The following is a 14,348-nucleotide window of genomic DNA, read 5'->3' as shown; positions in this document are numbered from 1 at the left end:
AGCTATTGATCTTGCAGTTTTACCACACGAGCGTCTTTCACTCTTAGATAGGGCATATACCGATTGTCGTTTGTCAATCGGTAATTCAGCTTTTCAGTGAGCGTTCCGGGAACCTCCTCACGCCTTCTCAAGCCCACCTGAAAATATTTTCCATACTCGCTTAGTAGCTTGCCATAGGTCACCACCAAATCGTAGCCCAAATAGGCATCGCCCAAACGTTCTTCTTTAACAGGACTTGCACGAAAGGTGTTAATATAATTCCTTCTGAATTCAGCCACATTGGCGCTGGAATAGTCTATAAAGTTACTTCCTACAAAGACAGTATTTAGTCGCTCTAACTGGCCAAACGAAAGTGATTGTTCTGCTGCCAAAAAACGGCTGGACGACAAAAACTGAATGGCATCCGGCCTGGCTGCAATGCCGCTCAAAGCACTGGTGGAAAGTGAAGAGAAATCGGAAGCTATGTATACATGCCCTAAGCTGTCTGGCAATATTCTGAGTGTGTCCCTAACAAAATCACGCTCGGTATACTTTTCCCAATTGGGGTCTCCTGCTGCACGCAAAGAATCCATTTCGGCAAACATCCTGGCTACTTTGGCAGAGTCTTTATCTACCTCAGTCTCTGCAATCAGTAACTGCTGAATCTTAACCGATTGATCAGCCGGAACCCTCATGAAAATGGTCACATTGAAGGAATCCTTTTCTATCAGTTCCTTGTAGAGCTTAGCTCTTTCATAATCGGCTTGGCCGGAGTAAAACACAGCTACTCCTTTCTTCTTATTAAAATGTTTTTTGGCATACTCGGCCGACCGAATAGCAATGGATTTGTTGCTTGGGTAGTATAAAAAGGCATAGGGATTATCAATGAGTATTTCTCCATTGGAAGACAAGGGATTCACCATGTTGATTTTCTTTTCTCGCGAAAATCTGGTCATGGTTTCAACTGCACTTTGTGTTACCGGCCCCAGAATTAAGTCGAGGCTATCTAGCTGACCGGAGTTAATCATACTTTCGAGAGTCCTGTTCGCATCGCGCGTATCGATGGTTACCAGATTGACTTTGATTCCCTCCTCTTCGAGCTTCTTTACCCCAAGCAAAGCACCATGATACATTCGGGTAGTCCAGTTAGTCTCTAACTGCACACGCCTGAGTGAATCATTACGATAAGCAAAAGGCAGAAACAGGCCTATATTATATACTTCCTTTTTTGGAGAAAAGGCAATGCCTTCAAGGCTAAGCGATAGCTCCAAATTATAATTTTGCTGAAGAGCTTCTAGCAGGTCCATATCCTGTTCTACCACAGGCAAATCCAGCATTACATCGGCTAGGCGCGAAGCAATCTTATCATCATTAAACTCGGTCAGTAACGACTTAAGACTGTCAACACCCGAAATGTGTACCAGTGCTTTTTCCTTTAAAGCGGTTACCGAAGGCGCAAGCTCTTCTGCAGATACCTGATTGAGGTGTCTAAATGCATCGGCCACCTTCCCCTCTTCAACGGCAATTACCCCCAACCAATAGTTAAGGTCTTCGTCAACACCCCAGCTGGGATATTTGGATTGAATTTGCCGAAACAGATTCTTGGCTGTAGTTCTATCTCCGGTCTTATAGGCCGATATGGCATAATAAAACGAGGCATATCTGACCATATCATTGTCAGAGTCCATGCCCGATAGGGCCTGAAACTTACCAATGGCCAATGCATACTGCTCCTTATCGAAATAAGACTTCCCTTCGTCAAACAGCTGCTTGATGTTCTGGGCTTGTAAGAGTCCAGAAATTAAAATCAATAAAAACGTAAACAGAATTCGTTTTATCATTATTCCCATTCAATGGTTGCTGGCGGCTTAGAGCTTATGTCATACACCACCCTATTAACTCCTTTTACTTTATTAATTATTTCATTCGATACATCTTGTAAGAAAGCGTATGGCAAGTCTACCCAATCGGCCGTCATACCGTCTACACTGGTCACTGCCCTAAGTGCCACCACTTGTTCGTAGGTTCTTTCATCGCCCATTACTCCCACCGACTGAACCGGTAAAAGTATAGCACCTGCTTGCCAAACCTGATCGTACAACCCTTTGTTCTTGAGGCCATTGATAAAAATGGCATCTACCTCCTGAAGAATGGCTACCTTCTGTGGAGTAATGTCTCCCAATATTCTAATTCCTAAGCCTGGTCCGGGAAACGGATGACGCCCCAGAATATTTGGATCAATCTCAAGGCTTCGGCCAACATTACGAACCTCATCTTTAAAGAGCGTGTTCAGCGGCTCCACCACCTTCAAGTTCATTTTCTCCGGCAATCCTCCAACGTTGTGATGTGATTTTATTGTAGCAGAAGGACCCTTCACGGAAACAGACTCAATAACATCGGGGTAAATGGTACCTTGCCCCAGCCATCTTACCCCCTGAATCTTGTGTGCTTCCTGATCGAAAACTTCAATAAAGACTCTTCCTATAGCCTTCCGTTTGCCCTCAGGGTCAGAAATACCTTTCAGCGCAGCGTAGAACTGATCCTTAGCGTCTACCCCTTTCACATTAAGGCCCATGCCTTTATACGACTCCAAAACAGACTCAAACTCATTCTTTCTCAAAAGCCCATTGTCCACGAATATACAGTGCAGATTTTCGCCTATGGCCTTATGAATAAGCACTGCAGCCACCGAAGAGTCTACCCCACCGGATAATCCCAATACCACCTTATCGTTGCCTAGTTTCTGCTTCAGCTCTGCCACTGTAGATTCCACAAAGATATCAGGGGTCCAGTCTTGCGCACAGCCACAGATGTGTACCACAAAGTTTCTGAGCAATATCTTTCCTTCTTCGGAATGTGTGACCTCAGGGTGAAATTGAATACCGTAGGTAGCTTCATTCTGTACCTTGTAAGCCGCTACATTTACACTTGCTGTACTTGCTATTACTTCAAAGCCCTGTGGCAATTCTTTAATGGTATCTCCATGAGACATCCACACCTGGGAATCGAGGCTAATTTCTTTCATCAAATCGAAATGCGTGTCTACTCTACTCAGGCGGGCCCTACCGTACTCTCTTATTTCTGACGGAAGCACGTTGCCTCCGTATTTCTGAGCCATGAGCTGGGCCCCATAACACACTCCCAAAACAGGCATTTTACCTCTAAACTGGTCTACATCAATATCAGGAGCATCGGCCTCGCGCACAGAGCATGGGCTACCCGAGAGAATTACCCCTTTTATATTGTCAGTTATTTCTGGTATTTGATTGTAAGGATGAATTTCGCAGTAGACATTGAGTTCTCTGACCCTTCTCGCTATCAGTTGAGTGTACTGCGATCCAAAATCTAAGATGAGGATCTGTTCTGCCATGCGCAAAAATAACACTAGCCCCGACTTATCACTAATTAAAACCTACTATTTCTAAAATTCACATACAGACTTTTATCTTTAGGAAATAGCTGATAATGAGCATCTCAGCATTTTTTATAATTCAGTAGATAATTTCGTATATAATATATTTCAAAATATTATTGTGAAATATGTAACTTTTTAAAAATATAATTCGTAATAATAAATGTATTTCAAATAAACATGGCAGGATACTCAGGAACACCTTTAGTGAAAAAACTCGGAATAAAAGAGCATCATCGGATGCTCGTTATTAACGAACCTGAAACTTACTGGGACAATCTAGCCCCGCTTCCGGAAGGGGTTGAGATTTACGATAAAATACCTGCCGGAGCCATAGACTTTATCCACTACTTCTGTCTTTCGGCCGAAAAGCTGAAGTCGGAAATTCTAGAACTCAAATCTTCATTGAAGAAAACAGGAATGTTGTGGATTTCCTGGCCAAAGAAATCCTCCAAGGTTCCCACAGACCTGAGTGATATGATTGTTAGAAATACAGGTCTTGAAGCAGGGCTTGTTGACGTCAAAGTATGCGCTGTAGACAGTATTTGGTCCGGACTTAAGTTCGTGTACCGCGTCTCAGACCGCTAAGCTTCCAATTTTATTTCAAGAACCATTATGTACCGACCTGGAAGGTCAACAAATAAACTATGTATAACCTTTAACCAATTTAAACTATGACTTTTTTAGGAATAATTATTATCATTTTAGGGTTTATTACCCTGATTGTGAGGCCCTTTCTGGCTGAGGAAGACGAATTCAAGGAGAACACCACCGGTGAGGTGATTAAAATCCGGTCTAAAGCATCGCCATGGCTTCTCATGTTCAGCCGTAAAATATCGCTAATCATTGTAGCCATAGGAGCTTTCCTGATTATGATACCCTACCTTTTCTTTTGGGCCGAACCGGGTTACCAATACTTTGTGGTATACCCCAATGGAAAAAAAGACGCCATTATGTCTGAGGGAATCAAGTTTCGAGGCTTTGCAAAGATCACCCCCTGGCAAAAATTCATCGATGTTAAAGTGGTGGGAGAAGGAGAAGATACCGAGGAAATTGAGGGAAAAATGGATCCCATCCCCATCCGGTTCATCGACCAGGTTACAGCTACAACAAAGTTATCAACTCGTTTTCAGCTACCTGCAGACAAGGAGTCTTTCATCGAGTTGGCTATCGAGTTCCGTAGTCTACAAAACCTCGCACAAAACACCCTAATTCCCACAGTAAGGGAGGTGGTATCTAATACCGGCTATATGTTTGCCGCCCAAGATTACATCTCAGGTTCTGCCTCTGATTTCCGGGTAGCCATTGAAGAGCAATTAAAAGATGGTGCCTATAGCGTTGAAAAAACAGAGTATAGGGATACAGTGGTAACGGCCATTGAGCAAGAAAACCGAGAGATCAAAGAAGTGCAGACCCGGTATGAGGTTAAAAAACGCGTGGATGAGCATGGCCAGTTTATTCGGATTCCACACGACATTAATGAAAACAACATTATAGTGGCTCAGGTAATTGTAGACGATGTAGTGTTGGAGCAAGTGTTTAAACAACGACTGGAGGCGCAACGAGACGAATCGGCCAAAAGGCAACTGGAGCAGCAAAAAATAAAAACCGCTAAAGATGCTCAGGCCAGAATTATAGCCGAGGGTGAACGAGACAAAGCAGCCGAAAGGGTGGCTCAGGAGAAAGAGCAGGTAAAAGCACTAATCTCCATTGAGACTAAACTTAAACAAGAGGAAACCAATAAGAAGCTAGCGGCCATTGCACTCGAAACAGAGAAACTAAAGGCTTCGGCCCAGAAAGTAAAAGCTGACGCTGAAGCATACCAGAACGCCAAACTTGTTTCTGCGGGTCTTACCCCACAGCAACGTGCCGAGCTGGAAAAGGAGATAGCGATTGGAGTTGCTAAGGAGTTGGCCAAAATCAAATTCCCTACAACCATGATTATGAGCAACGGTGAAAATGGAGGGGGAACACCCCTTGAGGCCCTCATCGGTGCGGCAATGACCAAACAGTTGACCACCAATACCGGAGGGAATTAAGTAAAGAGGGTGCTTCTAAAGAGCACCCTCTTTTATCTTTTACTCCGTCCTCAGCGAATCTACAGGGTTTGACTTAGCTGCTTTAACCGATAGATAACTCACTGAAATCCATGAAAGTACTATGGTGATCAGCAAGCCTAGCACAAAAACGCCAGCATGAATATTCACCCTATATTCAAAATTCTCCAACCATTGGCTCATGGCATAATAAGCAACAGGAATGGCCAATAAAGCAGCCAACAGAATAAGCTTCACATAATCTAATGACAACAATTGCAGAATTGTGCCTACCGAAGCCCCCAATACCTTTCTTACACCAATTTCCTTCGCCCGTCTACGGGTTGTAAAGGCCACTAAGCCAATCAGTCCCAAACAAGAAACCACTATAGCCAAACCGGCAAACACCTGAAAAACCAAGGCAAAATCTCTATCTGACTTATAGTATTGATCAATCTGATCGTCCAAAAATTCATAGGTAAAAGGGAAGTCAGGAACCACACCAGCCCAGGCAGTTTCAAGCCTTTCAAGCGTATTACCCATATTTTCCGGGGAAATGCGCAGTGCAATGTTCCAATACCTATCTCTGTCATCTTCAAACATGACCAATGGCTCAATGGCAGTATGCATAGACTTGAAGTGAAAGTCTTTCACCACCCCAATTATAGTTCCATTCTGACTGTTTCTAGCCAATTTAGTACCAATGGGATTTTCAAGATTAAAGTGTTTCACAAAGGCCTCATTTACTACAAACCCCTCTTTTCTATCTGAAGCGAAATCTTCTGAGAACCACCTCCCCTCTTTTAATTCGAGTCCCAAAGCAGCCAGATAGCCATTATCTACAGCTAAAACCTGGTGCATCTCACGCTTCTCTACTTCTGCCTCTCCAACGCTTATTCCATTACCTGACAAACTACCATCTCCCAAAGTATTACTGGTAAGCGATGCAGCAAGCACTCCGCTCTCGGTAGAAACTTCATTGAAAAGTAGCTCACCATACTTATAGCCGGCTTGCCATCCCATTTTCAGATAAACCACCTGCTCCTTTTCAAAACCCAGATCTTTCTTACTCAGAAAGTTCATCTGATGACCAATGATCAGAGTAGCTACAATGAGCGTGATAGAAGTAGCGTACTGCAGCACCACTAAAATCTTTCTAAATATTCCTCCAGCAGACTTTACCGAAGAGCTAGACCTTAACAAAACATTGGCTCTCAATCTGGACAAATACCACCCGGGATATGTTCCGCAAAGCAGGCTCACTAAAAGCATCAGGCCAACAAAGCCAGCCAGGTTTTGCCAGTCGCTTGAAAGATCTAAGGAAAGATGAAGGCCAAAATTGCCATTCAGCAGAGGAATTAAAACCGAAACCAATACTGCTGAGATTAGCAGACCCATTAAACTCATGAGAGCTGCCTCAACCAGAAACTGCATCACAAACTGTCTTCTTCTTGCCCCAATTACTTTCCTAACACCCACTTCCTTCAATCTAACAGAGGCTTGTGCTGTTGTCAGATTCACATAGTTAATGCAGGCAATTACCAGTATAATCACACCTATAAGACCGAATAGTTTCAGTTGTTGAACATTGCCAACGGAGGATATTCCATCTTCCCTGGTATTCAAATGAATATCTGAGACAGGTTGTAAATAATGTTCATACCAAATTTCCTTTCCATGATGCTTCACCACTAACTCATTCATTTTGGCGTTCACGGTTTCTTCTGAAGCTCCGGGTGCCAACCTCACATAGGCGGGGCTATTGATCGAGGTCCAGGAAGGCTGATTGCTCGGTATCGACCTGGCGGTCTCCATAGAAACCAGCATATCGAAGCCATTCCATTTATCGTCCATAAAATGCGTATTGGCAGGTATATCTTGAAAAACGGCTTGCACCAAAAAGGAATATACCTTTTGGTTCTGCTCAATTGAAAAACTCTGACCTATCGGGTCTTCCTCTCCAAATATCTTAAGAGCCTGGCTCTCTGAAATAGCAATACCATTGAGCGTTTGGAAAGGAGCCTTCAGGCTTCCTTTTACTTCTTTAAGATTGAACATTTCAATGAAGTCTTCGCTCACACCTGACAAGCGATAATCGAAGAATACGGAACCATTGGTCTTTAAAGGCTGATTTGAGATAATAATTGCCAGATCAGAAGCCAGCTCCACTTCAGGGATTTCGCTATCAATAACCGGAACCAACATTCCTGAAACAGCATTCAAATAGCTTGTATTCTGACTAAGATTGGAAATGGAATTAACCCTATAGAGTCGGTCTAACTCAGGAAATTCTTTATCGAAAGAGTACTCATACTTAAGATAAAGTCCAATGATTATTGAAGCTGTAAGAGACAGCACCAGGCCTAATAAGTTGATGGCCGAATTGGCTTTGTATTTAGAGAAATTACGGAAGGCAACTTTTAGATAGTTGGAGAGCATATCCATGGTATAAATCGATTTTGGAGTAATTAACTTGGTTTTGAGATTGAACATGCCTTCTTCAGCAGCCTGCTGGAAAGCCTCCTGAAATGCAGATTCGAAAGAATGTCCCTGAGTGAGTAGCTCTTCAATTTGACAGCTAATAAAATCAACCGCTTCATCTTCTACATAGGTGAAGTTCAGCCCACGCTTTCTAACTTCCCTTCTTATGGCCAGCACCTGCTCCCTTTTCATATCAGGCAATTTTAGATTGAGCAGACATGATCTTATCCATATTGCCAATAAAGGCAAAGTATTCTTCAATCTTCGTTGAAGCCGTGGCCTCACCAACCTTGGTTAACTCATAGTACTTCCTGGAGCGATGATCAACCACCTCAGAAGTAGTCGTGAGAACACCCTCTTTTTCAAGCTTGTGAAGGGTTGGGTATAAGGCTCCAAAGGTGAGTTGAATTTCTCCGCCTGACAGCTCCTTTACCCTTTGAGTGATCTCATAGCCGTACATTCGGCCATATTCATAGAGGAGCTTAAGCACTATGGTTCGAAGTGTTCCTCTTAGCAGTTCATTAGATGTAATCATATATAAGAAAATTATATATTCAAATTTCCTAGATAATACTCATCCAACCTAGTGAAGGTTACCAAACTATTTAAAAAATGTAGTGGGCTGTCACAAAACATAACCTAATCCGAAAGTCTATTGTATAAATGGTGAAAATGGAGGGGAACACCCCTAGAAGCCTTAATTGGTACGGCCGTGACGAAGCAACTGACGACCGGTGGCAACCAGGCATAAGTAGAATTAAAAAACGAGGCTACTCAAAAACCAGGTCAGCCTCACCCTGAACTTGCCTGTGGCAAAGGCAGGCAAGTTCAGGGTCTTCATAGTGCTGATTATCGAACTTATAGATTCTAAAATGGACCTATCTGTTGGTAGACAAACTCAGAATGACAAGCTTTAAAGCTTTTGAGATAACCTGGTTTCTGTTTCAGGCCATTAAAGGTGCCTGCTATTTCACAAAACCTGCGATCATAATCTGTGGCTAATGATCATCAAAGGCCTTGCCCACATAATACCGAACACCAAAAGAAAAGGTGTTCCAATCCCACGCCTTAAGACCATGGTTATACTCCATTCTGAGACCAAAGTCTCTGTGCCTGTAAAGGACCTGGTTTCGCCAAAAAAGTGGGTAATCTCTATTGCCAATGTAACCATGGTAGCCCGATATGTCTGAGCCAATCAACCAGTTTCCGTAGCTAAATTCACCTCCTATTCCGTACAGTGGAGCATCGTTCTGTAAATTGCTGGAACCATTGGGCAGTCCGTTCTGATTCGTTTGCCAGGTGAGAAATCCGAGCATCCATTTGAGTAAAAAAGACGATTGCTCGTTGTTCCAAAGGGTTTTGCTAAACTGGGCATCCCAGTTGAGCATACCATGATCGGAGAATCGGGCATTGACTAAATTACCTCCTGTGGTACTCTTAAATTGAGTACGGAAAGTTACGTTGAGAAAGCCTGATTGATCTTCATCGAAAACCCTGAATATGAACCCTCCTATGATATCGCCTGTATTTCTTCCCTTCCCATCAAAGGCTGTCATTCTTCTTAGATCTCGTGTAGCTTCAGACACCACCCAAGATTCGCGTGGAATACTACTGGCAAAGAGCATAACCCTGTTTTTTGCCAATGGCAGATTGGTAGCCAGGAAAAAATTATTGGTCTTATCGCCACCACCACGGTGAAAATCGCCTCCGGCATCGAACCAAAACTCATTATCTATTTTACCATTGTACAAGACAGGCACTCTCAAGGCATTGGGGCCTAAAAAACCAGGCGAAATATTCTGGTACCGGTTTCTGAATGGCCCTGCAGCATTGGGATAGTTGTGCAATGCATCCCACCAGTCGAGATTTTCCTGAGCACAGACCTGAATACTCAATGACAAGGAAAGAAATAAAAAAAAATTCCGCATGGATTTAGAATTGACCGGCCAAATTACAAAGTCCCTTTTGTTGAAGGAAGTTTATCGAGTTCATTTTCATTGCGCTGCACGGCCATCTTAATGGCTTTGGCGAATGCCTTGAAAATCGCTTCAATTTTATGATGCTCATTTTCTCCTTCCACCTTTATATTGAGGTTGCTTCTAGATGTATCTGAAAATGATTTAAAGAAGTGCATAAACATTTCGGTGGGCATATCTCCCACCTTTTCTCGGCTAAACTTAGCGTCCCATACCAGCCAAGGCCTTCCACTAAAATCTATCGCCACCTGAGCTAAGGCTTCATCCATCGGAAGTAGAAAACCATAGCGGTTTATTCCTTTCTTATCACCAAGGGCTTTCAAGTAAGCTTCTCCCAATGCGAGAGCCGTATCTTCAATGGTATGGTGTTCGTCTATGTGCAAGTCTCCCTTTACATGCACTTTAAGATCGGCACCGGAGTGTTTACCCAACTGGTCGAGCATATGATCGAAAAAGCCAAGTCCGGTTTGATTATCGCAAGCCCCCTGACCGTCAAGGTTCAATTCTACCAGCACATCTGTTTCTTTTGTGGTGCGCTGCACCACGGCTTTCCGGTCGGGTAAACGAAGGAACTTGTAAATTTCATCCCAACTTGTTGTAGACAACACAGCTCTTTCGTCTTTCTCTTGAGAGATGAAAATGGCCTTTGCGCCAAGGTTTTCGGCCAGTTGAATGTCGGTTTTTCTATCTCCTAACACATAGGAATTGGACAAATCATAATCTCCCTCTAAATACCTGGTTAGCAATGCCGTGCCAGGTTTCCTGGTAGGTGCGTTTTCATGTTCAAAAGTGCGGTCGATACAGATTTCATCGAACACAACTCCTTCATTCGCCAAGGTCTTCAGCATTTTATTGTGAGCAGGCCAAAATGTTTCTTCTGGAAAAGAATCGGTTCCTAAACCATCTTGATTAGTAACCATTACCAGTTCATAATCGAGCTGTTCGGCTATTTTTCTAAGGTTAGAAATAGCTCCCGGTAAAAACTCCAGTTTCTCCAAAGAGTCTATCTGAAAGTCGGTGGGCGGCTCCACAATAATGGTTCCGTCTCTATCGATAAATAATACTTTTTTCATGGTTGGTTTTTCAACATCATTGCAGGCCTGCCTACAGACAGGCTTGCCATGAGGATTAGTTTGACAACTTCTTTAATTCTTCAATCAGCTTTTTATTCTCTTCTTGGGTGCCAATGGTTATCCGAATCCCTTCTTCGCATAAAACCACTTTAGACCGGTCTCTCAAAATCACCTGTTGGTCAATCAATTTCAAGTACACCTCTCGTGCTTCATTAATTTTCACCAGAAAGAAGTTTGCATCTGAACGATACACCCTCTTCACTATAGGCAGCTTTTCCAACTCGGTTTTCAGTATCTCCCTGTTTGCAAGAATCTGCGCAACCATTTGATCCTTCTTTTCCAGATTATTGAGTGCTCCTATAACGGTTTTTTGAGTCAGCCCACTGAGGTTGTAAGGAGGTTTTATCTTATTCAGTATACCCACAATTTCGGGAGAAGCAAAAGCCATTCCCAACCTCAATGAAGCCAAGCCCCAGGCTTTACTCATGGTTTGCAGCACTACAAGGTTGGGAAACTCCCTAAGTCGATGAATGAATGAAGGCCTCTTCGCAAAGTCTATATAGGCCTCATCTACCACCACTATGCCTTTGAAAGCCTTTAGCACAATCTCTATTTTCTCAAGGCTCACATCGTTTCCTGTTGGGTTATTAGGCGAGCAAATCCAAATTAGTTTTGTGTCGGGCTCAATGATAGAAAGTAATTCCTGAATGTCCAGGTCATACTGATTGGTAAGTAGCACCTCTTTAACCTGCACATTGTTAATATCTGCACTTACCTTGTACATGCCGTAGGTGGGCGGATTGATAATCACCTTATCTTTCTGTGGTTCACAAAACGCCCTAAATAGCAAATCGATAGGTTCATCGCTCCCATTTCCCAGAAAAATTTGATCAGGACTAACGGCCTTGATTTCTGCCAACCGTGTTTTGAGAGCGTACTGATACGGATCGGGGTAGCGGTTCCAGTTATCTTCCGTTATGGAACCTAAAGGGTTTTCATTGGCGTCTAAAAATATTCCCTCACTCCCTTTATAGTCATCTCTTGCCGATGAATAAGGCACCAGTTGCTTCAAGTGAGGCCTTAATAAATCGTTTGGGTCAAACATCTCTCAGCGCGTTAAGTCTTACGGTTACAGCATTCTTGTGTGCCTGAAGTTCTTCAGCTTCGGCCATTTTTTCAACCACCGGACCAAGCACTTTCAATCCTTCAGGGCTAATCTCCTGATAGGTTATTTTCTTCACGAAACTATCGAGTGAAACACCACTGTACATTTTAGCATAGCCATTCGTGGGCAAGGTGTGATTCGTTCCTGAGGCATAATCTCCGGCCGATTCGGGGGTCAAATGGCCCAGAAACACGGAACCTGCATTAACTATCTGGTTAGCAATTCTCCATGGTTCGCTCACACTCAGTATCAAGTGTTCTGCTCCGTATTCATTGAGCAGTTCAATGGCTTCGTTTTCGTTTAAAACTATGGCCACACTATTTTTCAAGGCCTGACTAGCCACACCCGCCCTGGGTAGTGCAGCCAGTTGTGTTTCTATGGCCTTTTGAACCTGTTGTATCATGGCTTGAGAATTGGCCACCAAAACCACCTGGGAGTCTGACCCATGTTCGGCCTGTGAAAGCAAGTCGGCCGCAACAAACTCAGGACTTGCCGTACCATCGGCATAAATCGCTACTTCTGATGGCCCGGCAGGCATATCTATTGCCAAACCGAAGCGCGTAGATAATTGCTTGGCAGCGGTAACGTATTGATTGCCGGGGCCAAAAATTTTGTATACCTGAGGTATGGTTTCTGTACCAAAAGTAAGCGCGGCAATGGCTTGTGCACCTCCCACCTTAAAAACTCTGGATATACCCACTACCCTGGCGGTGTATAAAATGGCCGGGTGAACCTTTCCTTCTTTGTTGGGTGGAGTGCACAGCACTATCTCCCGACAACCGGCTAGTCTGGCCGGAACTGCGAGCATTAAAACCGTTGAAAACAATGGGGCTGTTCCACCGGGTATATAAAGCCCCACCTTCTCAATACCTACCGACCTGCGGTAGCATTTCACTCCCTGCATTGTTTCTACCACCAGCTCGGGTTGTTCCTGAGCCTTGTGAAACGCTTCAATGTTAGATTTGGCAGTGAGTATGGCTGTTTTCAGTTGAGAGTCAACCAGTTTTTCGGCTTCTTCAAACTCCGACTCAGGCACTTGAAAATCTTCTACATCTACTCCATCGAATTGTCGGGTAAGTTGCCGAAGGGCAGAGTCTCCCTTCTGCTTTACCATCTCCATTACCGGTCTTACTTTTTGCTCTATTTCCTCCAAGTCCATTGTAGGACGCTTGAGTAACTGAGACCATGAAGACTTATCCGGATTTATAAAGACTTTCATTGGATCATCTTTTCAATTGGCACCACCAAAATACCTTCTGCTCCTGCTGATTTAAGGTCTTCTATAATCTGCCAAAAATCGTCTTCCTGAATTACAGTGTGCACTGAACTCCACCCTTCCATAGCCAGGGGCAATACTGTTGGGCTCTTCATACCCGGCAAAATCTTAATGATTTCCTGCACCTTATTATTGGGTGCATTGAGCAGAATGTACTTGTTGTTTTTGGCTGCCTGAACAGAGTTGATCCGAAATATCAGCCGATCGAGGATGGCCTGCTTTTCGGGAGCCAGGTTTGGTGTAGCCAGTAATACAGCCTCCGACTTGTAAATCACTTCTACCTCTTTTAGCCCATTGCTAAGCAGGGTAGATCCGGAGCTCACTATGTCGCAAATACCATAGGCCAAACCTATGCTTGGTGCTATTTCTACCGAACCGCTGATTTCATGTATATCGGCCTCAACACCTTGAGCTTTTAGAAAGTCGCCCAGAATTTTGGGGTACGATGTAGCCAGGCTTTTGCCTGCAAAATCCTGCACACCGTTATACTCCTCATTTTTATCGATGGCCAAAGAGAGCCTACACTTTGAGAACCCCAAGTGCTTTACCCAGGTTACCTCTTTGTTTTTTTCTTCGGCTTCATTAGCTCCTACAATGCCAATATCGGCAATACCGTCCTGCACATATCCGGGAATATCATCGTCTCTTAAAAAGAGAAATTCCATCGGGAAGTTGGTTGCATCGGCTTTTAGTTTGCCGGTACCGTTATTCACTTTTATGCCACACTCTTTGATTAGTTTTAAGGAGTCATCGCTCAGGCGGCCTTTCTTTTGAATAGCTATTCGTAATATATTCTCCATCTGAATTATTCAACTGGTAAGTTTAGAAAATGATTAAAGAAAACTGGAAAGGGAAGCGACCGCGTAGGCCACATAGGGGGTTGCAATATCTCTCTCAAGAGAGATGGTGGAAATGATGAGCGTGGAAATGTGCGAGAATCATTTGCATTG

11 protein-coding genes are annotated in these 14,348 nt (G+C 43.6%); 2 read left to right on the top strand and 9 right to left on the bottom strand.

Features of this window, described 5'->3' with window-relative positions:
- Positions 1-2: 2 nt before the first annotated feature.
- Both IE164_RS06855 and guaA read right to left on the bottom strand, forming a co-directional pair.
- Complete coding sequence (locus IE164_RS06855) at positions 3-1,820, bottom strand: ABC transporter substrate-binding protein (protein WP_189629478.1); 1,818 nt, start codon at positions 1,818-1,820, stop codon at positions 3-5.
- The gene (gene guaA / locus IE164_RS06850) at positions 1,820-3,349 is read right to left on the bottom strand and encodes a glutamine-hydrolyzing GMP synthase (RefSeq protein WP_189629477.1); all 1,530 of its coding nucleotides are present in this window, start codon (positions 3,347-3,349) and stop codon (positions 1,820-1,822) included. Before guaA ends, IE164_RS06855 begins: the two co-directional genes overlap by 1 nt.
- Before the next feature lie 222 nt (positions 3,350-3,571).
- Between guaA and IE164_RS06845 the strand changes: the two genes are divergently transcribed.
- Together IE164_RS06845 and IE164_RS06840 are read left to right on the top strand one after the other, a co-directional pair.
- Positions 3,572-3,979 carry a DUF3052 domain-containing protein gene (locus IE164_RS06845; protein WP_189629476.1) on the top strand — a complete coding sequence of 136 codons (408 nt, stop codon included), beginning with the start codon at positions 3,572-3,574 and terminating at the stop codon, positions 3,977-3,979.
- Between the two features lie 86 nt (positions 3,980-4,065).
- Positions 4,066-5,430, top strand: coding sequence for a cell envelope integrity TolA family protein (locus tag IE164_RS06840; RefSeq protein WP_189629475.1), 1,365 nt, complete (start codon positions 4,066-4,068; stop codon positions 5,428-5,430).
- 39 nt (positions 5,431-5,469) lie between these two features.
- On the opposite strand, the gene IE164_RS06835 is transcribed toward IE164_RS06840, so the two are convergent.
- The 7 genes from IE164_RS06835 to hisG all read right to left on the bottom strand — a co-directional run bounded on the left by IE164_RS06835 (position 5,470) and on the right by hisG (position 14,198).
- On the bottom strand, positions 5,470-8,100 hold the full coding sequence (locus IE164_RS06835; RefSeq protein WP_189629474.1) for an ABC transporter permease: 2,631 nt from the start codon (positions 8,098-8,100) through the stop codon (positions 5,470-5,472).
- Position 8,101: 1 nt separating this feature from the next.
- Entirely contained in the window at positions 8,102-8,443 is a 342-nt protein-coding gene (locus IE164_RS06830; protein WP_373298968.1) for a PadR family transcriptional regulator, read from the bottom strand.
- Positions 8,444-8,906: 463 nt separating this feature from the next.
- A complete protein-coding gene (locus tag IE164_RS06825) occupies positions 8,907-9,836 on the bottom strand; it encodes a hypothetical protein (RefSeq protein WP_189629473.1) in 930 nt (309 codons plus the stop codon).
- A 23-nt stretch (positions 9,837-9,859) separates the two neighbouring features.
- Positions 9,860-10,957 (bottom strand): bifunctional histidinol-phosphatase/imidazoleglycerol-phosphate dehydratase HisB, encoded by a 1,098-nt coding sequence (hisB, locus tag IE164_RS06820; protein ID WP_189629472.1) that lies wholly within the window; start codon positions 10,955-10,957, stop codon positions 9,860-9,862.
- Positions 10,958-11,012: 55 nt separating this feature from the next.
- Entirely contained in the window at positions 11,013-12,062 is a 1,050-nt protein-coding gene (hisC, locus tag IE164_RS06815; RefSeq protein ID WP_189629471.1) for a histidinol-phosphate transaminase, read from the bottom strand.
- Complete coding sequence (gene hisD / locus IE164_RS06810; RefSeq protein WP_189629470.1) at positions 12,055-13,341, bottom strand: histidinol dehydrogenase; 1,287 nt, start codon at positions 13,339-13,341, stop codon at positions 12,055-12,057. Before hisD ends, hisC begins: the two co-directional genes overlap by 8 nt.
- Positions 13,338-14,198, bottom strand: coding sequence for an ATP phosphoribosyltransferase (hisG, locus tag IE164_RS06805; RefSeq protein WP_189629469.1), 861 nt, complete (start codon positions 14,196-14,198; stop codon positions 13,338-13,340). Before hisG ends, hisD begins: the two co-directional genes overlap by 4 nt.
- Positions 14,199-14,348 lie beyond the last annotated feature (150 nt).

This window comes from Roseivirga thermotolerans, assembly GCF_014653175.1.
Taxonomy (GTDB): Bacteria; Bacteroidota; Bacteroidia; order Cytophagales; family Cyclobacteriaceae; genus Roseivirga; species Roseivirga thermotolerans.
The sequence above is the reverse complement of the archived record's forward strand: the minus strand, read 5'-3'. Positions and strand labels throughout refer to the sequence as shown.

Excerpts from the sequence above, each read along its gene's own strand:
- IE164_RS06855 (WP_189629478.1), bottom strand. The coding sequence starts at position 1,820 with ATGATAAAACGAATTCTGTTTACGTTTTTATTGATTTTAATTTCTGGA.
- guaA (WP_189629477.1), bottom strand. The coding sequence starts at position 3,349 with ATGGCAGAACAGATCCTCATCTTAGATTTTGGATCGCAGTACACTCAA.
- IE164_RS06845 (WP_189629476.1), top strand. The coding sequence starts at position 3,572 with ATGGCAGGATACTCAGGAACACCTTTAGTGAAAAAACTCGGAATAAAA.
- IE164_RS06840 (WP_189629475.1), top strand. The coding sequence starts at position 4,066 with ATGACTTTTTTAGGAATAATTATTATCATTTTAGGGTTTATTACCCTG.
- IE164_RS06835 (WP_189629474.1), bottom strand. The coding sequence starts at position 8,100 with ATGAAAAGGGAGCAGGTGCTGGCCATAAGAAGGGAAGTTAGAAAGCGT.
- IE164_RS06830 (WP_373298968.1), bottom strand. The coding sequence starts at position 8,443 with ATGATTACATCTAATGAACTGCTAAGAGGAACACTTCGAACCATAGTG.
- IE164_RS06825 (WP_189629473.1), bottom strand. The coding sequence starts at position 9,836 with ATGCGGAATTTTTTTTTATTTCTTTCCTTGTCATTGAGTATTCAGGTC.
- hisB (WP_189629472.1), bottom strand. The coding sequence starts at position 10,957 with ATGAAAAAAGTATTATTTATCGATAGAGACGGAACCATTATTGTGGAG.
- hisC (WP_189629471.1), bottom strand. The coding sequence starts at position 12,062 with ATGTTTGACCCAAACGATTTATTAAGGCCTCACTTGAAGCAACTGGTG.
- hisD (WP_189629470.1), bottom strand. The coding sequence starts at position 13,341 with ATGAAAGTCTTTATAAATCCGGATAAGTCTTCATGGTCTCAGTTACTC.
- hisG (WP_189629469.1), bottom strand. The coding sequence starts at position 14,198 with ATGGAGAATATATTACGAATAGCTATTCAAAAGAAAGGCCGCCTGAGC.